The organism is Legionella pneumophila subsp. pneumophila str. Philadelphia 1 (assembly GCF_000008485.1).
GTDB classification, from domain to species: domain Bacteria; phylum Pseudomonadota; class Gammaproteobacteria; order Legionellales; family Legionellaceae; genus Legionella; species Legionella pneumophila.
Genome location: NC_002942.5, coordinates 2,917,002 through 2,940,948, shown reverse-complemented (window position 1 = coordinate 2,940,948; position 23,947 = coordinate 2,917,002). Strand labels below are relative to the sequence as shown.

Genomic DNA, 23,947 nt, shown 5'->3' with positions numbered 1-23,947 from the left:
TATGAGTAATAGAAAGTTGGAAGTTAGTTAATTAATTAGAGTTTGCTATTCGAATCACTCAATGAGGGAGGCTGTTATGTGTCGATTCGTTGCTTATTTGGGACGCCCTACGCTATTGGAAAATGTGTTGGTAAGACCTAAGAATTCAATCATCATGCAAAGTCTGCATGCGCGCGAAACCAAATATCGAACCAATGGAGATGGTTTTGGTTTGGGATGGTATTCACCAGAAGTTAGCTCTGATCCTGCTTTGTTCACCTCCGTTTATCCAGCCTGGAACGATAGAAATCTTTTACACTTAACAGCAAAAATTCAGTCTCCTTGTTTTTTTGCTCATGTTCGCTCTGCCAGTGCAGGAGGAGTAACCAATTATAACTGCCATCCCTTTATTTATGGCGATTGGATGTTAATGCATAATGGGGAAATTAATGATTTTATTGATGTGAAAAGGCATATAAGGCATTTGTTGGATGATGACATTTACCATTGGGTTAAAGGTCAAACAGATTCTGAGCATTTGTTTGGTTTGTTTTTGCAATTAGCAAAAGGAAGAGACATTACTCAACTATCGGTGGCTGCTGATGTGCTGCAAGAAACTATTAACAAAATATTGGAAGTAATAGGACAATTTGGCCATAGTGGACCTTCCTATTTTAATATTTGTCTTACAAATGGTAAAAAGATTATCGCTACCCGCTATTGCAGTCATGAGAAGAAAAAACCTTTGACGCTGCATTATTTGATTGGGTATGTATTATCTACTCAAGGGTTATGGATAAAAGAAGAAGGTAATCCAGCTTATGTTGTAGTCTCTTCTGAAAGGCTAAATGATTTGGATGAAGGATGGGAAGATGTGCCACCACAACATATGATACTGATTGATGAAAATAAAAACATTCAGTTGCGCCCTTTACAAACATTGGGTTAAACTTGAATGATTTTAACAATAAGAGACAATTATGGCTAAAGAAGAAATGATTTGTAGAATAATTAGATTCATTACTCAGAAACCAAGTAATAAAAAAACTTGTTGTGGACGTTAATGAGTTTTTCTCTTTCTGAATTACTTCACTATAAAAATGAAAAAATAGTGACTCATTTTTGCTATTCTCATCCAGAATATTCCATACAAGAAGGGCTATTTCTCTTTGAGGATTTATTAGCCTGGATGTGGCTTAATAAGCAAAGAAGGTTGCGGGGGAAAAAAACCTATCTTTTTGGACCATTATTGATCCTCGACGAGATGTGGCATTCTTTTATTTTGCATACTCGGGATTATATTGATTTTTCAATGAAGTACTTCGGCGAATACTTTCATCATGACGTTGAACCTGTAGGTTTTGAGCATGTCTTGGATGAAGAGGAATTGGCCGATTATCTGCAAGATTGCTTTCAGTACCTCAATAAGGAGTGGGTTGAAAGGAGATTTTCAATCGCCTTTGCGGAAATGGATGATTAAGTTCAATAATAGTGTTGATGATGAAAATACTTTAACAATGAACTATCCACAAAAGTTAGGAACACTGGTTTAAAGCAAATTGAATAATTTCCCTCGAAAAATTATCAGCGCTCCACAAATCATTATGTTCTTTGTCGTCAAAAGAAACCATTTTTTTAGGTTCATTGGCTTCATTAAAAACATTTAAGCCCTCTTGATACGGTACTATCTGATCCAGTTTTCCATGCAAAACCAGAATGGGGGCATTAATTTTTTTCATACGGGCAAGTGAATTATATTGATCCCAGGGTTTAAGGAAGTTCAATGGGTAGTGATACTGGGCAAGCCTGGTTAGTGATGTAAAGGGTGATTGAAGTATAACCGCACAAACCGGGTATTTTGTGGCAAGGTGAGTTGCTACGCCGGTACCTATGGATTCCCCATATAGAATCACGCGCTTTGATGGCACACCATGTTGAATTAAAAATTCAATGGCTGTTTCTCCATCTTCATAAAGACCTTTCTCGCCAGGTTTGCCCGGATTGCCTCCATAACCACGATATTCTAATAAAAATACGCCTAAACCAGCGTCAATAAATTCACGAACCAAAGGCATTCTGTAACCAATATGGCCTGCATTCCCATGCAAATAGAGTATTGTAGGGCGATGCTTGCTTGCAGGTTTATACCAGGATTTTAAATGTAAATTATCTTTTGTACGTAAGGAAACTACTTTCATATCCGATGCATTGTAATCTTCCAACTTTGGGGTATGTCTATTAGGGAAATAAATGAGGTGACGCTGAAATAAGTACATTAGCGTAATGACAATCCCTATAATAACTAGGCCGGTTAGCACAATTTGTTTCAGCATGATCACCTTAAGAAGGATTTAAATATATTGTATTAATTTGATTATAATGCACCTTAATCGATTGGAAGCCAATATCGATGATGGGCGAATTGCCTCAAAAGAAATGTTAGCGAAAGAAGGAAATAGTGAGGCTCCATTTTTATGGGGAAGTTATCAATGGAGCTTTACTTAAAAAAATTGTCGAAACGCTATAAGTTTGCCATGAAAAAGGCTTAATTAATTTTTCAAGAGTTATTTGAATTAAGCCGAAACTAACTCACATAAAAGCATGCTATTCACAGAATTTAAAATGGACACGTCCTAAATGCTTACATTAGGGCTATTCAGTATTCGCTCTTCTGCTTCTTTAAATATTACCATCACCTTTTTACGAGAACTGGTTTTTAAGTTCAGTGCTTTTGTTGTCTTATCCTGACCTTCAGCAAGAATTTGCATTTCTGGGGAAGCTAAAAACTCCAGTTTTTTTTCCTCCAATTGCTCCATTGTTCTTATCTCAGCCAACGAATCTCTAAGTTCTTTCAGGATCACTTTTTTTAGCCCATCACCCTTTAAACCCTCATAGATTTCTTGTTTTTTCGGGCTAAAAAAGCGATTCACCCCTACCTCATGCGAATGTTTTTTAAATTTTTTATCCTGAGATAACTCTTCTAATATTGTCTCATGCAGATCATGAGCAAGTTTTTTTGGCAATGATATAAGTCCCTCATGGTAAAATCGAAGCAACGTATGGGGATTATCCGATAAAGATTCGTCTCTGTTATTTTCATACCATTTCTCTATAGGGACTCTCCAATCAATTCTGTGATCCTCCTCATCGGTGGGTGGATAGATGAAATTATAGACATATAGCCATTGATCTTTACCATAAACAAGAGACTTCCTGCTGAGTTCATCAACTCTTCCCTTGTCGTACCGAAAGCCACCATCAAGATCAATAGTCTTTACCATTTCTTCTGTTGCAATCAGATTTTGTGGACTAATATGATAAGGATTATTTGCCAAATCAGGATGCCAGTACCCTGCATCATTAAGTTCTTTAAGCGCAAGAACAAATTCCTCAATTTTGGGCTGGTCGATTTTTTTATTAATAGGGATCGCATTGATTTTAGGCATGTAGAAATACACGTTTTCTTCATTTTTGATATTCCAGAGTCCTAGAACAAAGTGTTCTTGAATGCCATGATATTTAAGGAAAAATTGCTGTTCTATAATATGGAGGTTAATTTCTTCATAAAATTCTCTTGGATGTCTGCCTCGAGATACTTTCATAGCCTTATCTTCTGTTTTCTCATATACCGTTCCTTGTTCTCCTTTTCCAAGCTCCTTATAATCCTCTTCAGTATTTTTAATCATTTCACTGTTCTGCGTATGCTCACTCTTGTGACTTTTCCACATTAAAACATAATCCATGGGTTCATCATTCTCAAAACGAACAGCATAAACTTCGTTATTATAACGATAGATTTTAAATTCTTTGTTTGGCTCACTCAGATAATGGGGGGTTAGGTCTGTTCCATTAACAATTTTATTTATTTTAGGCATAGCAAGCTCTAACATATTAGTTGAATATTTGAGCATTATAGTGAAAAAAAAATCAGAATACAAATGAGATGGTTGATGAGTTATTCACTTTGAGCTAAATGCAGTAATGCCTTTTTCAGTGGCTCATAAGTACAGTGTTGGCTCTCACTAATAATGGTTGCCTTGGCTTTTTCAGACAGGGTAAGAGATTTTTTTTGTGCAGGGTTTTCGATTTGAGAGGAGGGAGCAATGATGGTAATTTTAATTGAAGACAGCTGATAAAGGCCGGCTTCTTTTCTTAATTTATCCCGTAATTCAGGAAGTAAATAACGTATTTCGGACGCAAAAGCAGCATTGGTTGTGGTTAAAACCAAACACCCTTTATTAAAACTACCTACTTGACATTTAGAAATGAAATGGGAAGGAAGAAATGCAGAAATTTTAAGAGATAACTCTTCCAATTGCATAGAATGCTGGCAAATTGTACTGAGTTGCTTGTTTAGGCATTGACTGATTGATTTCATAACGTCCGTCTTAATTGTTAGGTATCTATTAAAGAGTTAGACTATCGAAAAGTAAGTTGATTTATGTATAGAATAGCAAATTAACGTTAAGTGCAATATCATATTTTTTTGAGGTATATAAGGGTGATCAATGGCTGAAAATACTACAGAAAGTAATGTCATTTATTTTACCAGATTGCATTGGATCATATTTTTTGGTCCTTTCGTTGGATTGGGTTTAGTGATGGCAATTTATATTTATATCATCCAGTTGCGCGAAGTGAGTCTTTTTTTAGGATTTTTTGCACTGATCTGGATATTGATTACCTGGGTAACCTATCATTTTTCTTCCATTACCATAAAAAGGAAGCAAGTTATTTTACGTACCGGTATCATAGTAAGGCAAACGGTGGATATCCCCCTGAATAAAATTGAAACGATAGACATACGTCAATCCATTTTAGGCAGTATTTTAAGTTATGGTACTTTGATAATCACAGGAACTGGTGGAACTCGCTATTTAATTAATTATTTATATAAACCGTTAACCTGCAGACGCTACATTGAACAATTGATGAATGAACCACACTAAAATAGTTCTCACTAAAAAAAGATTATTGTGATATAACTCTGAATTTCCCAATTTGCAAACCTTTGTACAGAAATAAAGTGCAAGGGTGGGCATGTAATTAGTATTAATCAACAATCATTTTATGGAAATTGTAGTGTGAACTATCGCTCAGATATTGATGGCTTAAGAGCAATTGCTATTTTATTTGTTTTATTTTTTCATGGAGGCTTAACTCTTTTCCCATCAGGGTTTATTGGAGTTGATGTTTTCTTTGTCATTTCAGGCTTTCTCATTACAAGTATCATTGAAAAATCTTTGCAAAATAATCGTTTTTCTTTTATGGACTTTTACAGCAGGCGATTATGGAGATTACAGCCTGTTTTTATTTGTTTGATTGTAGTCACAACCTTGGTTACCCTGTTTTATTATCTGCCCGATGACTTGATGCTTTTTAGTAAAAGTGCCCGTAAAACATCTATTTTTACATCGAATGTGTTTTTTAAAAATGTCACGAGCGATTATTTTTCTCCGGATAGCAATCAATTGCCTCTTTTGCATATGTGGTCTTTATCCGTAGAATGGCAATGTTATTTTATCTTGCCGGTTGGAATCTATTTGCTTTACCGATTGGTTGGTCCACAGCATCGAATCAAGATAACCTATTTATTAACCATCACTTTTTTCGCATTATCCATGTATTACTCTTGGAGTAATCCTGCAAAAACGTATTATCAATTTTCCAGTCGTATCTTTGAATTTTTAATTGGTTCCTGTGTTGCCTCAGCTTCAGGGAGTAAACGCTTTTTAGCCAATAAGTATGTATTAAATTTTATAACTGTCTTGGCTGTTCTGACGCTGTTTTATATTGCAATGCATCATGACATTAATATAGGTTTTCCCAATTGGTATACTTTAATTTTATGCCTTGCAACGGCCATACTGATTGCCGCCGGACAACAAGAGCCGCAACCTATAGTAACTTATGCTCTTTCATTAAGACCTCTGGTGTTCATAGGATTAATTTCCTATTCCTTGTACATTTGGCATTGGCCTGTATTGGCTTTAATTCGCTATTTAAACATTGAAGAGTCCAATTTGGTTCTGTTGGTTACTTTTGGGTTGATATCGATTATCGCTTATCTTTCCTGGCGATTTATTGAAAAACCAGCAAGAAAATTACATCGAATCCGGTTCAGCTATACAGTGGTTTGTTTATTAATTATGCCGGTTTTTGTCACTCACTTGAGTGATTATCTGATTAAAAAGAATGCGGGTTATCCTTATCGCTTCAATGAAGCAATCCAGGTTTATGCGGAATTAAACAAGTACAAAAATCCACAGAGGCCTTTGTGTCTGGAGCGCAAAAATACCGAAGTCAACCCTCAGTGCGTTCTGGGAGCAAAAAACTCGGATAGTCGAACCGGCTTTATGATAGGCGATTCTTATTCCAATCAGCATTGGGGATTTATGGATACGTTGGCAAAGGAGGCCAATGTATCCATTTTGGCTCATGCAACGGTTGCTTGTCTTGCTTTACCTGACATATATCAATTTGATTGGAATGTTAAAAATAAGATTTACCAGGAATGCCATGATCAAACGAATCGCTATTTTAATATGATTAAAACCAACCACTATGATTATGTTATTTTAGGCCAAAACTGGAATGGTTATTTTGGTGATAGAATTATTAATCAATTGAATGACAATCGATCTCAAGAGCTTTCTTTAAAGCGCATTGAAAAGGCTTTGGATAAAGCTCTGGAGCTTATTACCACTTCAGGAGCGAAACCTGTATTAATCAAATCGATAGCACTGTCTAAGGGAAATCCTTACAATTGTTTTTTTGAGCATATCAAGCTGCATAAAAAATACAATCCCGAGCGGTGTGATTTTAACCTGGATGTCAGTGAACAGATTTGGTTCGATAATTTGTTTGCAAAAATGCAGCGAAAATACAAGACACTGGTCATTATTGACCCACGAGTAGCTCAGTGTCCGTCGGGGATGTGTAAGGTAGATATCAATGGTATTCCAGTATTTCGCGATTCAGGACATATCACCGATTATGCTTCCTATCATTTGGCCAAATTATACTTAGAGAAGAATAACAATCCCTTAGTGAGTTGAGATAATTTGTTGGGTTAATGGATTGCGAATAAAACAAACAGATCATTCGCAATCCAATAGCCTGAGGTACTCAGGGTGTAAAAACTGGAGTAACAAAGTACCTAGTCTTCCTTGGCAGAGTAATCACAACCCTCGCGAGGACAAAGAATTTGACGACCAAATTTTTTACTTTCTTTTAAGGTTAAGATTGGCCATGCACATTTAGGGCAAGGCAAATCAAGCGGTTCATTCCACAGAGCGTAATCGCATTTTGGGTAATTTCCACAGGAATAAAAGATTTTCCCTTTTCTTGATTTCCGCTGCAGAATTTTTGCCTGGCTGCATTTAGGGCATGTGACGCCAGTATCGGAGGGTTTTTCTAAAGGTTCCATATGCTTGCATTCAGGATAATTGCTGCACCCAATAAATTTTCCATAGCGACCGGTTTTAATATGCAAGGCTCCATGACACAGAGGGCAGCTTCTGCCTTCCACGACTTCAGGTTCTGATTTTTCTCCTTCTGGATTGCTTATATCCTGAGTGTAATCGCAATCTGGATATCCTGTGCAGCCAATAAAGCGCCCTCTCTTGCCGAGCCTAATGGACAATGGCTTTTGACATTTAGGACATTTTTCATCTAATAATTCCGTAGTAACATCCTTTCTTTGCACTTGTTCATCTATATTCTGAATTTGCTGGACGAAAGGTTGCCAGAACTCTTCCAGAACAGGGATCCAATCCTTTTCTCCACGCGCGATGGCATCCAGGGTGTCTTCAAGGCCAGCGGTAAACTGATAGTCGACATAGCGAGTAAAATAGTTGGTTAGAAATCGATTGACAATTCTACCCACGTCAGTGGGCAAAAAACGTTTTTTTTCAACTACCACGTATTCACGCTGTTGCAAAGTATGAATGATAGAGGCATAAGTAGATGGTCTGCCTATATCGTATTCTTCAAGAGCTTTAACCAAAGTTGCTTCAGAATATCTTGGAGGTGGCTCGGTAAAATGCTGATTGGTTTCAATATCCGATACTTTTATTTTTTCACCTACATTGAAAGCAGGTAAAATTTTATCTTCATTGTCTTCGTCTTTAGAATCATCTCGTCCTTCTTCATAGACAGAAAGGAAGCCAGGGAAGGCTATTGTTGAACCATTGGCTCTGAAGGTATTCCCTTTACCACAGCTAAAATCCACGCTCACCGTATCCAGGATGGCATCAGCCATCTGGGAGGCCACTGTGCGTTTCCAGATTAAGCTATAGAGTTTCAATTGATCGCTTGTCAGGGAACCTTGCACCATTTCTGGAGTTCTTTTGATGGAAGTTGGTCTAATGGCTTCATGTGCTTCCTGTGCGTTTTTGGATTTAGTTTTGTAAATTCTGGGAGAATTCGGGCAATTATCCCCCTTATAACGTTGTGTGATATAGTCGCGTATTTCGTCAATCGCTTCCTTTGCCAGGTTGACTGAATCAGTACGCATGTAAGTGATTAAACCCACCGTTCCTGTGCCTATATCAATACCTTCATATAATTGCTGAGCGACCATCATGGTTTTTCGTGCGGTGAAACCTAATTTTCTGGCGGCTTCCTGTTGCAAGGTAGAGGTAATAAAGGGGGGAGATGGCTTACGTTTACGCTGTTTTTTATCAATTTGAGCAACGGTTAAAAAGCCTTGTGCTTGTGCTATCAGTTGCTTTTTTATTTCATGGGCTTGTTCTTGTTGAGTGACTGAAAACTGTTGAAGTTTCTCTTCGTTATAATGGGTCAGTCGTGCTTCAAATTCGGTGCTGGCATGAGCGCATTTTGCGATTATTTTCCAGTATTCCTGAGCGATGAAACGTTCAATTTCCTCTTCTCTCTCAACAATTAACCTAAGGGCAGGGCTTTGTACTCGCCCGGCCGATAATCCTCGCCGAATCTTTTTCCATAGCAAAGGGGACAGGTTAAAGCCAACCAGATAATCAAGAGCGCGTCGGGCTTGTTGAGCATTCACCAAATCCATGGATATGGAGCGAGGATGATTAATTGCATCCTGGATTGCTGCTTTTGTAATTTCATTAAAAAAGATTCGATGAACTGATTTGTCCTTTAATAGGTTTCGTTCTTTCATTAATTCAAAAATATGCCACGAGATAGCTTCTCCCTCTCTATCAGGGTCAGTTGCCAGCAGTAGAGAGTCTGATTTTTTAAGAGTTTTTGCTATCGTATCAATGTGTCTCGCATTTTTTTCAATAGGAACATAAGTCATGGAAAAATGTTTTTCAGGGTTTACTGACCCTTTACGGGCAGGCAGATCACGCACATGACCATAAGACGCTAACACGTCATAGTCATTTCCTAAATATTTCTGTATTGTTTTAGCTTTCGCGGGCGACTCGACGATCACCAAGTGTTTACTCATATCAAATAAACCTTATCCTTTTGGGTTGTGTGGCTCACTAACAGTTCATGAATGGGTTGATATCAGTACACTCATTAATTAGTGAATTGTTAATTCATCTTCTGTTTGGTATAGCACAAGATCAAGAAAAGTTAATTGCTCTTCATTCAAGGAGGATGCCAGAGCATTTCTTATAGTCCATTTTGTTTCTTGCAAGGTTACAATACGAGATTCAGAGAATTGTAGTTGATTTACTATTGATTCAAATTGATCGATATCAAGGATATTCCATAGTTTCATACGCATTAGAAATTGATAGCTGGCTTTTGTCAGTTTCATTTGCTCATCGTAAGTAAAAATACGTGTTGATTTTTCTTGAGCAGATTTGATAAACAATGATTGCTCTTCAGCACTTAAAAGATCTTCTTCAAGCAATTGACTTTGGGAGTCCTGATCATTGGATTTATGGCTTTTTTGGAGTTGAGTAAGACTTTTTTCAAACAAATTCAATAACATTTCAAATAAATTATCTTTCATATTCACACCTTATATAGCCACCGGGCACTGCCATCACAGCCCCTTTCAATTCTAGTTCAGCCAGTCCACTCGTGACTTGTTCCATGCCATATCCGCTACGATCAATGATTTGATCGATAGTCGTAGTTTCAAAACCAATGAACTTTACTAGGTTTTCCTTACCGCTGGCAAGGGAAAAAATTGGTTTATTAGAAGTGAACTGATGGTGCTCGATTTTTAGCTCATCAAGAACATCAGCCACTGAAGTTACTAATTTCGCACCCTGTTGCAATAAGTAGTGGCAGCCCCTGGCTAACGGGTTATGAATTGATCCGGGAATAGCCAATACATCTCTGTTTTGTTCCAGAGCCATTCTTGCTGTAATTAAAGAACCGCTTTTAATTGCTGCCTCGATAACCAAAATGCATAATGATAGACCGCTTATTATACGATTTCTGAGTGGAAAATGTCCAGCAATTGGTGGACTTTTTAAAGGAAATTCGCTTAATAATAAACCATTCTCTGTAATTTGCTCAGCTAATTTTAAATGCCGGCGCGGATAGATACAATCAATTCCGGTACCTAAGACCGCTATCGTTTTGCCGCCTCCTTCCAGACAGCCTAAATGAGCATGAGCATCAATTCCCAAAGCTAAACCACTCACTATGCTTACCCCATGCCTGGAAATTTCCCTGGAGAATGCGCGGGCATTCTCGTTTCCTGTTACAGAAGCATTGCGACTTCCAACAATAGCCAGGTTGGGTTGTGTCATGGCGGACAGCTCACCTTTAGCGTATAAAATGAAGGGAGGATCGGCTATTTCTTTGAGCAATGCGGGATAATAGGGGGAGTCCCAAGTTAAAATATGATGATTTTCTGATGAACTTAACCAGTTCAAATCAGTTTTTATAAAGCCCGGATCAAAATTTTTTATGGTTTGTGCCAACCAGGATGGCAAGCCCGCTTCTTCCAGATCAACATTTGACAGTTGGAACATAAGGTTTAAATCAGGCCATCTTTTTTGCAGTTTTAATACGGTTCGGGGGCCAATTTTTTTCATCCTGTTTAAGGCGAGGAGGGGTTGCAGATTATTCATGGGTTCGTTACTGTATCTAATAAATGAATAGCACGCGTGGACCTTACTATCAGGGCATAACTTGCTTTTGTAAACACACGAAACACCATAGCTTCGCCAAGACGTTCTTGCGGTAAGGTAATAGGTCTGAGATGATTTTGGGGATCATTGACAATACGTTCCTTGCCATAGATAGCCAAAACATCTCCCGGTTTTATCCCGGAGGTTTCTCCAAGATTAATGATGATGACTCCTCCAACAGCCTCTTGTGTATTTCCAACAGGCATATTGTCAGGCATTTCAATAATGTATCCTCTGACTTGCCTGGCAGGGGTTTCGGGTTCGAAATACAATTCAAATTCAGGGTGGTTATTAATCAATACCTTATCATTGATTTTGATGCCCTGATTAATACTGGTCAATAAAACCGTAGCGGGCTCGCCGCCAGCAACCAATTCTCCATAACCGACCAAAACTGCTTTATAGCCTAACAATTCATGGGTTATTGGATCAAAATAATTTCTCCCTCCCCTGAAGATGGAGTATCCTATAGTGCCTCCTTGAGGCATTTCTTTGGAGGGATGCAAGCCTCTGACATAAATTTCATCTCCCTGGCCTCCAAGCATCCGCTCACTCATGAGTGCTACCACATACGGTGCTCGGTTTAGGACATTAACATCCAGAATTAACGATTCATCCAAAAAAGGTTTGATATCGCCTAATGGTATTGGTGGAACGGCGTCTTCCTGGGGTGTCACTCTTATATTGGGGGAAAGTTTGATTGTTCCGTTAGACAGAACCCTGAGATAGGGAATGTTTTGATAATACTCTAAAGCGAGAACGGCACCAGGATATAACCTGTCGGGATTTTTAATCTGGGGGTTTGCGCGCCATAACGCTTTCCATTCCCAGGGGTTATTCAAAAAACGGCTGGAGATACTCCATAAGGTGTCTCCGGGTTGCACAACATAACGAGAGGGGGAATCCGGTCTTAGGCTTAAGGCATGAGTAATGGATGATATAATGAAACAGAAAATGAGGAGACAATATCTCATGTATCAATCCCTTTAGTTGAGCCTTAGCATCTTGCAGCATTACTGTATATCGGGGATAATATCACGATTAACGTGTGGAGAACTAGATAAACAATGGCAATTCGCAAGATTCTTTATTTACCTGATGAGCGGTTAAGAAAAATAGCTAAGCCGGTCGAGACTTTTGATGAGAGTTTACAGACATTAATCAACGATATGTTTGATACAATGTATGATGCTCGGGGAGTTGGGCTTGCCGCACCACAAATAGGAGTCAGCTTGCGTTTATCTGTCATTGATATAGTGGGAGATAAAAAGGAGCAGATCGTTATTGTTAATCCTGAAATAGTTTCCTCTCATGGCGAAAAAGAATTTGAAGAAGGCTGTTTGTCTGTCCCAGGGGCTTATGATACCGTTGTCAGAGCTGAAAAAGTGACCGTGAAGGCACTGGACAGGTTTGGCAAACCGTTTGAAATTACGGGTGAAGGGCTGCTTGCCGAGTGTTTACAACATGAAATTGACCATATGAATGGCAAATTGTTTGTCGATATGTTGTCTCCATTGAAGAGAATGATGGCTCGCCGGAAATTAGATAAGTTCAAGCGTTTACAAGCTCGTAAGCCATGAATGGTTTAACTGTCGTTTTTGCTGGAACTCCAGAATTTGGCTTACCCTGTCTGGATGCCTTAATTCAATCAAGGCATCATCTCAAGGCTGTTTATACTCAGCCCGACAGGCCGGCTGGCCGAGGCCGTAAATTACAGGAGTCTCCTGTAAAAGAATGGGCAATAAATCACCAGATACCAGTTTATCAACCGCTTAATTTTAAAAATCAAGAAGCTGTCGATGAACTTTCTGCCTTAAAGCCCGATGTAATGGTCGTGATAGCCTATGGATTAATATTACCAAAAGCAGTGTTGGAAATTCCTCGTCTGGGTTGTATTAATGTGCATGCTTCTCTGTTACCGCGCTGGCGTGGCGCATCTCCAATACAACATGCCATTTTACATGGTGATGCTGAATCCGGAGTGACCATTATGCAAATGGATGTTGGATTGGATACAGGCCCTATGTTATGCAAGGCCGCCTGTCCTGTGACTTCCTCGGATACCGCTGGTAGTTTGCATGATAAATTAGCAAAAATGTCAGTAAAACCATTATTGGATGTTTTGGAGGCTTTAGCATCCAATTCAGCACAATTTGAATTACAAAACAATGAATTAGCGACTTATGCTGGTAAAATTAATAAAGAAGAGGCACGAATTAACTGGCATCAGTCTGCAGTGGAAATAGATAGAAAAATTCGCGCATTTAATCCATGGCCTGTTGCCTATACGCTGGCTGGGGAATTAATGCTCAGAATTCACCAGGCAAAAGCAACTGATATCATGAGTACCGAGATGCCGGGCATGATATTAAATATCGATAAAAATGGAATGTTGGTCGCTACCAGTGATAATGCATTGTTAGTGGAAAAGATTCAATTTCCCGGAGCAAAGATCATTTCAGTCAGGGATTGGTTAAATTCGGGTAAAACACAATTGCATACTGGTTTAATGTTGCAATGAAAGTAAATGACAGATTCAACGCCTTAAAAATTTTGACGGCCTTGATAGAAAGCAGAAAAAACCTGTCCTATTTGATGTCTCCGCAAGAGATTTCTCCCATGACAAAAGAAATTTGCTATGGATTTTGTCGTCATTATTTTCGTTTACAATCCATAGCTGATACTTTAATCAATAAGCGACCTAAAGATAATGAGCTATGGATAGTCTTGTTGATAGGTATTTATCAATTGCAGTATATGAATAAGCCGGATTATGCCGTGGTGAAGGAGACAGTGTCTTTACTGGGGCAGGTTAAAAAAAGTTGGGCAAAAGGACTGGTAAATGCCGTGCTAAGGAATTTTTGCCGTCGAAAAGACCATATTCTGGAAAAGCTGGCAGCAGAGCCGGTTTTTATCTATGGACAGCCGAATTGGTTACTTCAACGCCTGCAAAAAGACTGGCCAAACGATTGGCAATTCATCGCTGCAGCGAATGATAGACACCCACCCATGACTTTGAGAGTCAATGTGTTGAAACACTCAGTTGATGAGTATCTTGATTTACTAAAAAAATCCGGGATAGAGGCTTTTAAACACCCTGTCGCACCTGATGGAATTACTTTGGCAATCCCATGTGATGTGATGACGCTTCCTGGTTTTGCGCAAGGCTCTGTGTCTGTTCAGGATGCCGCGCCTCAATTAGCAGCGTATTTATTGTCTTTAAAACCCGGGCAGCGAGTACTGGATGCTTGTTGCGCTCCTGGCGGAAAAACATGTCATATTTTGGAGAAAGAGCCTGGTTTGGCTTCCTGTGTTGCATTGGATTTAGACCCGCAGCGGTTACAGCGGGTCAGAGATAACTTAAATCGATTGGATTTGCAAGCAACGGTGGTGCAAGGTGATGTATTGGAACCCAGAAGCTGGTGGGATGGTCATCCATTTGATCGTATTTTACTGGATGCTCCCTGTTCCGCTACAGGAGTGATTAGACGCCACTCTGATATCAAATTATTACGAACGGATGAAGAGATTTCAGCAATTTCTCAGGTACAATCCAGTATGTTGAATTCATTATGGCCACTGCTTGCACCAGGTGGTTTAATGGTTTATGCCACATGCTCTATTATGAGTGATGAAAATGAGTTGCAAATCGCCCAATTTGTTGCAGAGCATTCGGATTGTCAAGTGAGTGATGGCAAATGGTCCTGGGGAAGGTGGACTGGGCATGGTCAACAGATATTGCCTGGGGAGCATAGCATGGATGGCTTTTTTTACAGTGTATTGCGAAAGGATGAAAAATGATAATTGATTGGCCTGTAATTATTGTCTTGTTTTGTTTATCCATTCCTGGTGTTTTAATCGTGATGCATCGCCTGGTATATTTTCTGCTAGCCGATAATACCGAGAGATTAAAAAAAAGATTTAGTCGTTTTGTTGTGCTGCAAACCTTATTTATGACATTTGTCATGAGTTTTGCTGGCTCCATCCTGTCTTCACGTACCGGGCTAGGCGATCCTCTCCTGGAAGGTCTTTTGCAAGGCAAAGCCAGCCTAGATTCCTTTCAAGTGATTTTATTACCTACTTTTTTATATGCCCTTTTAGGGTTGGTTATTTTTTGTATACTGTATTATGGGTTGTTTGGTTCCATACTTGATGAAAAAAGTTTCAAGATTATGTCGGAATTGCGGTCCAAAATAGGACTTGATGGTTGTGTCCTTTATGGAGGGGTTGTAGAAGAGGTAATTGCCAGATGGGGATTAATGAATGTGGTGTGCTTTTTTGCTTTATTGTTTACAAGTCAAATTAATTCGGAAATTATAATTATTTCAATTTTTTTGAGTGCATTTATTTTTGCTGTAGGCCAACTTCCAGCCTATATTGCAGCAGGTTGCACACCATCCAGACGATTTCTTTACTCTTTTGTATTATTGAGTCTTTCGCAGTCCATACTCTTTGGTTTTTTATTTTGGCAATATGGGCTGACCTCAGCAATTTTAGCGCACATGCTATTTCATTTGGGTTGGGACAGATATGAAAAATTATTTTAATTTTTATTTCCTGTTTTGATCAAGATGGGAGTTTTTTAGCATTTATGTCCTTAAAATACTGTTAAAAAAACAGTTATGTGTAAAAAAAATGTAAAAGTGCCATCTCTTAATTTTGTCTTAATTTTGAGCATTTATTCTGTCTTTAATGAAGATGATAATCAAAGGTTGAGGTATGGCCGCGCAATTAGATCCAAGTAGCGAATTTGCTGCTTTGGTTAAACAATTACAACGAGAACCCGATAATCCGGGATTAAAGCAAGCCGTAGTGAAGCGCCTGCCTGAAATGCAGTTATTAGCTAAAACGAATTCTTTGGCTTTATTTCGTCTGGCACAAGTTTATTCTCCTTCATCATCACAGCATAAGCAGATGATTTTGCAATCAGCTGCCCAAGGTTGCACGAACGCTATGTTATCTGCTTGTGAGATATTATTGAAATCCGGAGCTGCAAATGACTTGATTACTGCTGCACATTATATGCGCCTCATTCAAAGCTCCAAGGATTCGTATATTATTGGGCTTGGCAAGAAACTGTTAGAAAAATATCCCGACTTCGCTGAAGAGTTAAAATCCAAAGAAGTACCTTATCAGTCCACTCTTCGATTTTTTGGAGTTCAATCTGAAAGTAACAAGGAAAATGAGGAAAAAATAATAAACAGACCCACTGTTTAGAATAAGTTTTTTTTCGTTTCAGGGTTTTTCTTTGTGGTCAGATAAACCGGATACAATTCCATTTCAGGCACTATTGTGAAACAATTTCATATCCTTAAGTTTCTTGATTTTTTCCTATGCAAACCCGATTTACTTATTTACCTGTTACAAGCCTGCAGGCAGGTCAGTATCAACCCAGGCAAGATTTTAATGTAACGGAGTTACAGGAATTGGCTCAGTCAATTTCTTCCCAGGGTTTAATTGAACCTTTGGTGGTAAGACCCATAGCAAAAGAGCGATATGAAATTATTGCAGGGGAAAGAAGGTGGCGTGCGGCCAAATTGGCGGGATTAAATGAAGTCCCTTGTTTGATTGGAGATTATAGTGATCAACAGGCATGTGCTCTCACTTTAATCGAAAATATTCAACGTCAGGATTTGAATTTAATTGAGGAAGCCACTGGTTATAAGCGTTTAATTGAAGAATTCCATTATCATCAGGACGAGATCGCAGCGTTGGTAGGTAAATCTCGTAGCCATGTCGCAAATATTCTTCGTCTCCTTACCTTGACAGATAAGGTTAAACAGTTGGTTCGAGACAAAGTGTTATCCTTTGGACATGCTCGTGTATTGGTTGGTTTAAATCCTGAACAACAAGAAATGTTTGCTCAGCAGATTATTGGAGAGGAATGGTCTGTCAGACACTTAGAGCAAGAAATTAAATCTTATAAAAATAAAGATATAAATAGCCCAAAAAACCCCAGAAAAGACAGAGATATTGAGCGGTTACAGACTATCCTGGCTGAACAAGTGGGGGCTCCTGTACAAATTGTAAACGATGGCGAAGACGGAGGTTGGTTAAAAGTAAAATTTTTTGATAATGATACCCTTGCAGGGCTTTTGGAGCGATTGGGCTTGAGATATGATTAGCTTATTGGAACTAACTCAGAAATTGTCACTATGTATCAAACAATTCAACCTGATTTATATTGTGAAATTCAATGTTAAGGAAAATATTTAAATGAAAAGGACGTTGACTGGGGCATTCATGTGGGCAGTATGGTCACTGTCATCTCATGCGGCTAGTATGCAGTTCGAGGTGGATAAATTAATTAATCGGCTAAACCCTCATGTGAACCTGGGGATAGTAGTGACCGATCTAACCTCGGGCGAGACGCTATATAAACGCAATGCCAATCGTTTGTATATTCCTGCCAGCAACATGAAGCTTTTTTCCGAGGCAGCGGCTCTGATGGCTTTGGGTCCAGACTACCAATTCAAGAATCAACTCAGTACGAGCGCCAATCAATTACAACAAGGTGTTTTGCACGGAAACTTGTATTTACATCTCAGCGGCGATCCTTCGTTTAGCAGAGAAGATTTAAAGACGTTGCTTTCTTCACTCAAGGATTGGAATATCACAACCATTCAAGGTAATGTGATCATTGACAGTAGCCTGATGTCCATTCCTGCCTATCCCCCAGGCTGGCTAACTTCGGATTTATCTTATAGTTATGGTGCGCCAATAGCACCTTTGATGGTTGATTCCAACCGATTAACAATCACGGTCAACCCCGGGGCTAAAGCAGGCGCTCCTGCTATTGTTGAAGTAGATGATGGCGGCGGTACCATTAACCTGAATAATCAAGCGACCACGAAGGCGAGTGAGAAAGGATGTGGTGTAGGGTTTTATTTGGATCCTGAGAACAATTTAACGGTAAGAGGCTGTGTTGGATTAGGGCAATGGGCTGTTCAGCAACGCATCGCTATAAAGAATCCTTTTGTTTATGCCCAGGGGATGATTGTGAGTGAGCTTGCCAAGTCTAACATTAAATTAAATGGGCAGGTTTTGCTTGGAAGAGCTCCTGCTGGTACTTTATTAATTGCCACTCGCTATTCAAAGCCAATTTCCCAACTGATGGCAGATACTTTAAAGCCTTCTGATAATTTATATGCTGATAGTTTATACTTGCATGCTGCTGCCAAAATTAAGGGTAGTCCTGTGGATTGGAAGCAAGCACAGCCAGTAATTAAAAACTTTTTGCAGCAACAAACAGGAATCGATTTAAAAGACTCGAATTTTACAGATGGTTCTGGATTATCACGTTATAATTTGGTAACTCCAGCGCAAACCATGGCGCTTTTAAAGTTCTTGTATCAACGTTTCCCATTATCATACGAATACATTGCTGCTTTACCCATCTCTGGTCGGGATGGTACTTTGCAAAAACGGTTTAAAACCCCAAATCAACAAGGATTTGTGCGAGCCAAAACCGGGACGATGACGGGGATGAACAGTTTATCCGGTTACTTGTATACTGCTAATGGCCATACTTTGGCTTTTGCTATGTATATCAATAGATTACCAGGAAAACCAGCTGGGCCAGGACGTCCATTATTAGACGCATTATGCACTTATTTCTTGCAGCAAAGCCCAACAAGCAGTCGACTGGCACGGGTATTATCTCCCCACAGTCGCATTAAGTTCCAATTTAATCCTACACAAATTGAGTTACAGCGAGTTCATCAAGCCAAATGGAGGCGTTTGGAAACGGCAGTGAGGCAGGTCTTGAGAGGACAGGATGTGAATGTGGTTTACCGGGGCAATGAATTAATCGTGACAGACAATCAGTCTAATGCGAATAGCGTTTGGAAAGCTTTACAATCAATTGGCAAGAAATATTCATTCGCCGTAGCTTTGTCTTCTAAAGTGATGCCTGTTACACCATCGGGAAAACCTTTGCTTCTTTGGGTGCAAGCACCTTTATCTGAAAATAAGGCAGAGAGAACCTGGATAATTCGGGAAGCGGTATAATCTGAGTTTGATAATTAAAAGAAAGACTAGCCTCATATTACAAAATGTAATGCGGGGCTCTTCCAACGTAACGTTATCTTGAGTCGTTTGGGCTGAGGAGGCATTTATGCTGTCTCGAAGCCTTGTATGAGATTTAATATTTCGTGCCAGGGCTTCGAGACGATGCTTATGCATCTCCTCAGCCTGAACGAACCCTGGATATAGCCAGGCTCTCGTATAATCCTTATCTATTTATTGTCGCGCTGCAAACATGTCTGTGGTCCTGAACAACTGATTTTGAATTGATTTGAGCTGAAGGCATCATCAGGGATTGAGTTTTGAATGTGCTGTTCTGCCCAAAACACGATTTAAATGATGTGAAGTTATGATAAGGTCAGTTGTTATTTCGAACCGTTTGGGCTGAGGAGGCATTTATGCCGTCTCGAAGCCCCTTGTACGGGATTTCATATTCCGTGACAAGGCTTCGAGGCGATGCTTATGTATCTCCTCAGCCTGAACAGACCCTGGATATTGGCAGGTTCTCGTACAATCCTTATCGGTAAAACTCATGTTAAATAGACTGTTTTTTCTGCATTCGGGCTTTGCAGTATTCAAGGTGATTGTAACAGTATTTACGAAAACTCCAAGGTCAAGGCAAAAAATGTTTTTAATGCAAGAGTTCAGATAAACTAAATGGCCGAATTAAAAACATTTTTCAACAAAGAGATTGAGGTTTATCGTAAGTACTGTGTAAAAGAGCTATAATTGAGAACTGCTTAATATCGGTATAAATTGATTTGGAGTAGTAATTGAATTTTAGTATTCGAGTAATTCTTTTGTTAACAGGTTTTGTTTCTTTAGCCTTTTCTGCACCAAAATTTCTAACAATCTCTGATATTCATTATGGTGCAGAAAATATAGCAAAGGATGGGCAGGATACTGGAAAGGAGTTTTTGGATGTCACGTTCAAACGATTTGAGGAATTGTCTCAAAATGTAGATTTTATTTTACATTTGGGTGATCTGCCTACTCACTCGTTATTTTCGATACCTAAAAAAGAAGAATACGAACAAGTTGTATTTCATGGTTTGCATGAAGCGAATCCGGGTCAAAAGCCCATGTTTTATATTACAGGAAATAATGATTCCTTGCTTGGCAATTACCAGCCATTTTCTTCAGACAATAAGTCGCCACTCAATTTGGCTCTGGATTGGGATGGTGCTTGTGCTTATTGTGATGGGTTAATTATTGATGATACTCATATGCGCAAGGATGGCTATTACTCCAGTTATGTCATCCCCAATAATAAAGAGATTATTTTAATAGCACTTAATTCGGTTCAATGGACCAAGACCCCTGTTTTTTTACCAAAGTACCCTAATCAACAAAGGGATGCCTTTGTACAATTATTTTGGCTTGAACAACAATTAAAAAATCATCGTGCAAAGCAATTGTTGTTGGCGATGCATGTTCCTCCTGGTACAGCCTATAACGGCAACCGGTTTTGGCATGACATTTATCTGGATAGATTTTTGACGTTATTAGACAAATATCATCAATCCTATGATCAAATCACCATACTGTTCTCACACTCCCATATGGAGGAATTCAGGAAAATCAGATTATCCGATGGCTCAACTATTTATGCGTTTTCTACTCCCGGAATTAGCAGGGCGCATCACAACAATCCCGGGATGAAAATTTTTGATTTAGACAAGCAAATGAGGGTCAGAAATTCTACTACTTATTATACGTCCGATTTGTATGAGTGGGGTAATGAGTATTATCAAGCCATGAATACTCCTGACGCCATTTTTCCAAATTGTCAAAATAAAACGATACCCCAGTGCCTGGACACCTTAAGTCCAGAGCAAGTATGCAATAATCTGGAAGTGGGACTATTTTATGGGGTGAAAAGTACGCGTGTTCCCTATCAGGGATGCATTAAAACTTACCAGATTAATTAAGTTAGGATTTCTTTGATCAGGTAAGTTTAACGAGATGTTCCTTGTTGTCTTCAGGTTGTAAATACGCTGCGACTGCTTTTTGTAAGGCAGCAATATCATCCTCGCTTCTTGTCGTCGCCTTGTTTCTAAAGAAATCAATTATTGGATTTTGGTGAGTTTTTATTATTTTTGAATGGTCAGGGTTTAAGGTAAATGCAGAGATTAACCCATAGATGTTTTCTAGGTTTCCATGTTGGCATTTTATTTCAAAAATAAAATGCTTTAATAACTCACCTTTTTCACGTCGTTGATCATCAGTGGATTGACACATCAATTGTGCTCTTGAATGGATAGCATTTAACATCAATACGATATTTTCCGGAAGCTTCTTTACCGGTTTATCGGTTTTGACCATGGAGTCTGTTGTTTTTGCCAGAGCATCAGCGGTTTCTTTGTGCCTATGTTTTGCTTGAAGCGGTGGTTCAAATCGAAAAACTTTATCATAGTATTTCTCTTTGAAACGCTCAGCTAACCAATCATGCATTGTTGCAGTCGGGTGAACATCATCCCAGAACATATATCCTTTGGCTGGTGAAATATGTTCTTTTTGATCAACAGGGTTTTTCTGATTTTCTTTAAAAAGATCCGATTCAACGTAAGGGGATTTTAACTTGTCTCTATCAAAGCCATATTGTTCGGGATTACTGTAAACTTCCTTAAACTGCTCATTAACATCAAAGACAGAGAGATTGACAGGAATTCCCAATTCTTTGTATTTTTTGATTAATTCAAGAGATTTTGTCTGCAGTTGTTGATTAAAGTATTCAGTACAATCAGATGCATTACGCTGTTCTTCAGCATTTTTTCTTTGAAATCTTGGGGTCAATGAGAGATTGGGCAAATTGAATAAAACAAAATTTCTGTACCCATTATGAATAAGCGCTTCAATATTTTGAATTCGGTCGTTAACTGCTTTCTCTGCAGCCGCACGAGAAGGCTTGTCATTGGCGGTGATCAAGTCGTTCGCGCCTGACCACTCCACAACTAATGTTTCAGATTTTTCAAGGTTGGAAATATTGTATTTTTTATCATCAGCCAATAATTGAGTCCGTTTTCCTCCCAAAGTAGCGAGAATCAATCTTGTAAAAAACAAAACCAGGTTAAAGGTAAAGCTACAAGAGTAGTCATGAGAAGTTAATCCACCTTCGCAATAGAAGCGGGCAAATCTTTCCCCTTTAAACAGAATATGATTGTCTTCATTTAAGCTAAAAGAGTTTTCATTTTCTCTTCGTGCCTTATCATTGATGAGTAATTCATCGCCTATATCCGCATTGTCTCTTGCATTATTATGCAATCTTAATTTTCTTCGGATATGCTCTATCTCAAATTGCTCTGCAGTGGTCGCACCGACATAATCCCCCCAAAGAAAACCATTAGTGAATCGACCTTTTGGAGATTTGCTTCTTAATCCACTTAAATAACTCATGGGGATAAAACCCAGCAGCTCACGTTTATTAAGCGTTCCTCTATCGGATAAACTATCTCCTAATACTACAAGGTGTGTGATTTTAGTTGGTTTTTGGGCCATGATATTTGCAAGAAAAATAACGTGATCACATTATACACAAAATGATTTTTAAATGGTATGTTTTGGACTGATCTTCTGGTGAAATTTTTATTGCGGAGGACGTAAAATAGCTGAATCAAGTTTGGTTTAGGAATACCCTCACCTAATCCACTTGCAAAATGAACCAGGATGAGGGGAGTTTGGCTTAACCAATTATATTGATTTTATGATGGTGATTTGTTCAGGCCGTCATTGACTCTTCTTCTGATTCATTATCAGCAAGAGCACGGATACGTTGTGCCTCAATAGTTAAAACCTTGAAGTAATCATAGGACATGTAAAAATTACCCTTGTCTCCAAATTGCTCACCCCATGAGTTACGTAAAGTAAATAATCCTTTGTGCTCCCGGCCATTGTCATCAACAGCGACGGCATTGTCATCATATCCAGTTATAATCATTTCATGACCGCCAAAAAATGGGCGAAGATAAATATCACGAGCAATTTCAGGGGTTAGTACCCAGGTATCGAATTGTGTTTTATTCGTTCCTACGGCACCCATAACACCTAAATCAAAATCCAGCAATAATACCGCAAAAGTAACCCGATCTTTTTGATTCAAAGCGGTTTTTATATCATTAATCGTTTTGTTGGTGTCTGTTCTGTCTAATACAGCCTGATAAACATCCAGGATGGGCGTGTAAATAACAGGATTAGTCTCTGGATCTTCGCTCATTTCATGGAATTGCTCAAGCGACATGGCATGATCAGGGGTAGGTTGCTCGTTGTCTGGGTATTCAGTTAGTCCACCACATCCCAGGTTTTTTTGTTTTTCTTTGCTGACTATCCCAAAATTTTCCATTTGACTTAAGACTATGCGCCCTAATGAGCCATCCCAACCACTTGGTGAATGACCGTTTTTCTCCAGATACAGCCCTAGTTGTAATTGGCACAATTGGCTGATGTAGTCACCTTTGTTTAAAGCAGCATCTATGGCCGCAGTCGTTGCAAAAGTGACGCAAGTTCCAAAGCTTCCCTGGTTCAGAACAGGTACGTTATTCATACCTAATTCTACTTTGGATGGGAGAGCTGTTGATGTGGTTATGGTATTCGGTTTTTTGAGTGTAATGTCTGTTTTTCTCGCAAGTGCTTTGATAGCAGAATTTGACAACTGCATTTTAAGCAATTTGATTTGTTGTATGGCGGGTTTTGTGTTGAGTGTTTTATTTTGCGGGGCTTTTAATGTTTGGTTTAACGTTCCTACTACTTTGATATCTTGAGCAAATAAATTCCCGCTCAATGCCAAAGTTAAAAAAAGTAATTTTGAAACACGCATCTATCATTCTCCGTTAGTGATATGGACTTGAAATGGCTGG

22 protein-coding genes are annotated in these 23,947 nt (G+C 38.9%); 13 read left to right on the top strand and 9 right to left on the bottom strand.

Annotated features, from left to right (window positions below; genetic code table 11):
• Positions 1-76 precede the first annotated feature (76 nt).
• A complete protein-coding gene (locus LPG_RS13155; protein ID WP_015444000.1) occupies positions 77-928 on the top strand; it encodes a class II glutamine amidotransferase in 852 nt (283 codons plus the stop codon).
• Positions 929-1,042: 114 nt separating this feature from the next.
• Positions 1,043-1,459 (top strand): hypothetical protein, encoded by a 417-nt coding sequence (locus LPG_RS13150; RefSeq protein WP_010948305.1) that lies wholly within the window; start codon positions 1,043-1,045, stop codon positions 1,457-1,459.
• Between the two features lie 55 nt (positions 1,460-1,514).
• Here LPG_RS13150 and LPG_RS13145 read toward each other — a convergent pair whose 3' ends face one another.
• Positions 1,515-2,312, bottom strand: coding sequence for an alpha/beta hydrolase (locus LPG_RS13145; protein ID WP_015444002.1), 798 nt, complete (start codon positions 2,310-2,312; stop codon positions 1,515-1,517).
• A 46-nt stretch (positions 2,313-2,358) separates the two neighbouring features.
• On the opposite strand from LPG_RS13145, the gene LPG_RS15450 reads away from it, so the two are divergent.
• Positions 2,359-2,484 (top strand): hypothetical protein, encoded by a 126-nt coding sequence (locus LPG_RS15450; protein ID WP_015444003.1) that lies wholly within the window; start codon positions 2,359-2,361, stop codon positions 2,482-2,484.
• 128 nt (positions 2,485-2,612) lie between these two features.
• Here LPG_RS15450 and lem28 read toward each other — a convergent pair whose 3' ends face one another.
• Together lem28 and LPG_RS13135 are read right to left on the bottom strand one after the other, a co-directional pair.
• Positions 2,613-3,917: a Dot/Icm T4SS effector Lem28 gene (gene lem28 / locus LPG_RS13140; RefSeq protein WP_010948303.1), complete on the bottom strand. Its 1,305-nt coding sequence runs from the start codon at positions 3,915-3,917 to the stop codon at positions 2,613-2,615.
• A 17-nt stretch (positions 3,918-3,934) separates the two neighbouring features.
• The gene (locus tag LPG_RS13135; RefSeq protein ID WP_010948302.1) at positions 3,935-4,357 is read right to left on the bottom strand and encodes a DUF721 domain-containing protein; all 423 of its coding nucleotides are present in this window, start codon (positions 4,355-4,357) and stop codon (positions 3,935-3,937) included.
• A gap of 130 nt (positions 4,358-4,487) precedes the next feature.
• On the opposite strand from LPG_RS13135, the gene LPG_RS13130 reads away from it, so the two are divergent.
• Both LPG_RS13130 and LPG_RS13125 read left to right on the top strand, forming a co-directional pair.
• Positions 4,488-4,928 (top strand): PH domain-containing protein, encoded by a 441-nt coding sequence (locus LPG_RS13130; protein ID WP_010948301.1) that lies wholly within the window; start codon positions 4,488-4,490, stop codon positions 4,926-4,928.
• A 135-nt stretch (positions 4,929-5,063) separates the two neighbouring features.
• Complete coding sequence (locus tag LPG_RS13125; RefSeq protein ID WP_010948300.1) at positions 5,064-7,037, top strand: acyltransferase family protein; 1,974 nt, start codon at positions 5,064-5,066, stop codon at positions 7,035-7,037.
• 101 nt (positions 7,038-7,138) lie between these two features.
• On the opposite strand, the gene topA is transcribed toward LPG_RS13125, so the two are convergent.
• The 4 genes from topA to LPG_RS13105 all read right to left on the bottom strand — a co-directional run bounded on the left by topA (position 7,139) and on the right by LPG_RS13105 (position 12,043).
• The gene (gene topA, locus LPG_RS13120) at positions 7,139-9,418 is read right to left on the bottom strand and encodes a type I DNA topoisomerase (protein WP_010948299.1); all 2,280 of its coding nucleotides are present in this window, start codon (positions 9,416-9,418) and stop codon (positions 7,139-7,141) included.
• A 78-nt stretch (positions 9,419-9,496) separates the two neighbouring features.
• On the bottom strand, positions 9,497-9,934 hold the full coding sequence (locus tag LPG_RS13115) for a DUF494 family protein (protein ID WP_015444006.1): 438 nt from the start codon (positions 9,932-9,934) through the stop codon (positions 9,497-9,499).
• Positions 9,924-11,009, bottom strand: coding sequence for a DNA-processing protein DprA (gene dprA, locus LPG_RS13110; RefSeq protein WP_010948297.1), 1,086 nt, complete (start codon positions 11,007-11,009; stop codon positions 9,924-9,926). Before dprA ends, LPG_RS13115 begins: the two co-directional genes overlap by 11 nt.
• A complete protein-coding gene (locus LPG_RS13105) occupies positions 11,006-12,043 on the bottom strand; it encodes a LysM peptidoglycan-binding domain-containing protein (protein ID WP_010948296.1) in 1,038 nt (345 codons plus the stop codon). Before LPG_RS13105 ends, dprA begins: the two co-directional genes overlap by 4 nt.
• A gap of 93 nt (positions 12,044-12,136) precedes the next feature.
• Here LPG_RS13105 and def point away from each other — a divergent pair, with 93 nt between their 5' ends.
• The 8 genes from def to legS1 all read left to right on the top strand — a co-directional run bounded on the left by def (position 12,137) and on the right by legS1 (position 21,025).
• Positions 12,137-12,649, top strand: coding sequence for a peptide deformylase (gene def, locus LPG_RS13100; RefSeq protein WP_010948295.1), 513 nt, complete (start codon positions 12,137-12,139; stop codon positions 12,647-12,649).
• Positions 12,646-13,590: a methionyl-tRNA formyltransferase gene (fmt, locus tag LPG_RS13095; RefSeq protein ID WP_010948294.1), complete on the top strand. Its 945-nt coding sequence runs from the start codon at positions 12,646-12,648 to the stop codon at positions 13,588-13,590. Before def ends, fmt begins: the two co-directional genes overlap by 4 nt.
• The gene (rsmB, locus tag LPG_RS13090; protein WP_010948293.1) at positions 13,587-14,870 is read left to right on the top strand and encodes a 16S rRNA (cytosine(967)-C(5))-methyltransferase RsmB; all 1,284 of its coding nucleotides are present in this window, start codon (positions 13,587-13,589) and stop codon (positions 14,868-14,870) included. The genes fmt and rsmB overlap by 4 nt, the downstream gene beginning before the upstream one ends.
• Positions 14,867-15,616, top strand: coding sequence for a CPBP family glutamic-type intramembrane protease (locus LPG_RS13085; protein ID WP_010948292.1), 750 nt, complete (start codon positions 14,867-14,869; stop codon positions 15,614-15,616). The genes rsmB and LPG_RS13085 overlap by 4 nt, the downstream gene beginning before the upstream one ends.
• 172 nt (positions 15,617-15,788) lie before the next feature.
• Positions 15,789-16,286 (top strand): Dot/Icm T4SS effector Ceg33, encoded by a 498-nt coding sequence (gene ceg33, locus LPG_RS13080; RefSeq protein ID WP_010948291.1) that lies wholly within the window; start codon positions 15,789-15,791, stop codon positions 16,284-16,286.
• A gap of 116 nt (positions 16,287-16,402) precedes the next feature.
• The gene (locus LPG_RS13075; protein WP_010948290.1) at positions 16,403-17,194 is read left to right on the top strand and encodes a ParB/RepB/Spo0J family partition protein; all 792 of its coding nucleotides are present in this window, start codon (positions 16,403-16,405) and stop codon (positions 17,192-17,194) included.
• Positions 17,195-17,285: 91 nt separating this feature from the next.
• A complete protein-coding gene (gene dacB, locus LPG_RS13070) occupies positions 17,286-19,079 on the top strand; it encodes a D-alanyl-D-alanine carboxypeptidase/D-alanyl-D-alanine endopeptidase (RefSeq protein ID WP_010948289.1) in 1,794 nt (597 codons plus the stop codon).
• A 788-nt stretch (positions 19,080-19,867) separates the two neighbouring features.
• The gene (legS1, locus tag LPG_RS13065) at positions 19,868-21,025 is read left to right on the top strand and encodes a Dot/Icm T4SS effector LegS1 (protein ID WP_010948288.1); all 1,158 of its coding nucleotides are present in this window, start codon (positions 19,868-19,870) and stop codon (positions 21,023-21,025) included.
• A 16-nt stretch (positions 21,026-21,041) separates the two neighbouring features.
• On the opposite strand, the gene plaD is transcribed toward legS1, so the two are convergent.
• Both plaD and LPG_RS13055 read right to left on the bottom strand, forming a co-directional pair.
• Complete coding sequence (gene plaD, locus LPG_RS13060; RefSeq protein ID WP_010948287.1) at positions 21,042-22,592, bottom strand: GDSL family phospholipase PlaD; 1,551 nt, start codon at positions 22,590-22,592, stop codon at positions 21,042-21,044.
• Between the two features lie 220 nt (positions 22,593-22,812).
• A complete protein-coding gene (locus LPG_RS13055; protein WP_010948286.1) occupies positions 22,813-23,907 on the bottom strand; it encodes a C1 family peptidase in 1,095 nt (364 codons plus the stop codon).
• Between the last annotated feature and the right edge of the window lie 40 nt (positions 23,908-23,947).

What these genes read in the sequence shown, in the direction of transcription:
- LPG_RS13155 (WP_015444000.1), top strand. Translation starts at nt 77, where the DNA reads ATGTGTCGATTCGTTGCTTATTTGGGACGCCCTACGCTATTGGAAAAT.
- LPG_RS13150 (WP_010948305.1), top strand. Translation starts at nt 1,043, where the DNA reads ATGAGTTTTTCTCTTTCTGAATTACTTCACTATAAAAATGAAAAAATA.
- LPG_RS13145 (WP_015444002.1), bottom strand. Translation starts at nt 2,312, where the DNA reads ATGCTGAAACAAATTGTGCTAACCGGCCTAGTTATTATAGGGATTGTC.
- LPG_RS15450 (WP_015444003.1), top strand. Translation starts at nt 2,359, where the DNA reads ATGCACCTTAATCGATTGGAAGCCAATATCGATGATGGGCGAATTGCC.
- LPG_RS13135 (WP_010948302.1), bottom strand. Translation starts at nt 4,357, where the DNA reads ATGAAATCAATCAGTCAATGCCTAAACAAGCAACTCAGTACAATTTGC.
- LPG_RS13130 (WP_010948301.1), top strand. Translation starts at nt 4,488, where the DNA reads ATGGCTGAAAATACTACAGAAAGTAATGTCATTTATTTTACCAGATTG.
- topA (WP_010948299.1), bottom strand. Translation starts at nt 9,418, where the DNA reads ATGAGTAAACACTTGGTGATCGTCGAGTCGCCCGCGAAAGCTAAAACA.
- LPG_RS13115 (WP_015444006.1), bottom strand. Translation starts at nt 9,934, where the DNA reads ATGAAAGATAATTTATTTGAAATGTTATTGAATTTGTTTGAAAAAAGT.
- dprA (WP_010948297.1), bottom strand. Translation starts at nt 11,009, where the DNA reads ATGAATAATCTGCAACCCCTCCTCGCCTTAAACAGGATGAAAAAAATT.
- LPG_RS13105 (WP_010948296.1), bottom strand. Translation starts at nt 12,043, where the DNA reads ATGAGATATTGTCTCCTCATTTTCTGTTTCATTATATCATCCATTACT.
- def (WP_010948295.1), top strand. Translation starts at nt 12,137, where the DNA reads ATGGCAATTCGCAAGATTCTTTATTTACCTGATGAGCGGTTAAGAAAA.
- fmt (WP_010948294.1), top strand. Translation starts at nt 12,646, where the DNA reads ATGAATGGTTTAACTGTCGTTTTTGCTGGAACTCCAGAATTTGGCTTA.
- rsmB (WP_010948293.1), top strand. Translation starts at nt 13,587, where the DNA reads ATGAAAGTAAATGACAGATTCAACGCCTTAAAAATTTTGACGGCCTTG.
- LPG_RS13085 (WP_010948292.1), top strand. Translation starts at nt 14,867, where the DNA reads ATGATAATTGATTGGCCTGTAATTATTGTCTTGTTTTGTTTATCCATT.
- ceg33 (WP_010948291.1), top strand. Translation starts at nt 15,789, where the DNA reads ATGGCCGCGCAATTAGATCCAAGTAGCGAATTTGCTGCTTTGGTTAAA.
- LPG_RS13075 (WP_010948290.1), top strand. Translation starts at nt 16,403, where the DNA reads ATGCAAACCCGATTTACTTATTTACCTGTTACAAGCCTGCAGGCAGGT.
- dacB (WP_010948289.1), top strand. Translation starts at nt 17,286, where the DNA reads ATGAAAAGGACGTTGACTGGGGCATTCATGTGGGCAGTATGGTCACTG.
- plaD (WP_010948287.1), bottom strand. Translation starts at nt 22,592, where the DNA reads ATGGCCCAAAAACCAACTAAAATCACACACCTTGTAGTATTAGGAGAT.
- LPG_RS13055 (WP_010948286.1), bottom strand. Translation starts at nt 23,907, where the DNA reads ATGCGTGTTTCAAAATTACTTTTTTTAACTTTGGCATTGAGCGGGAAT.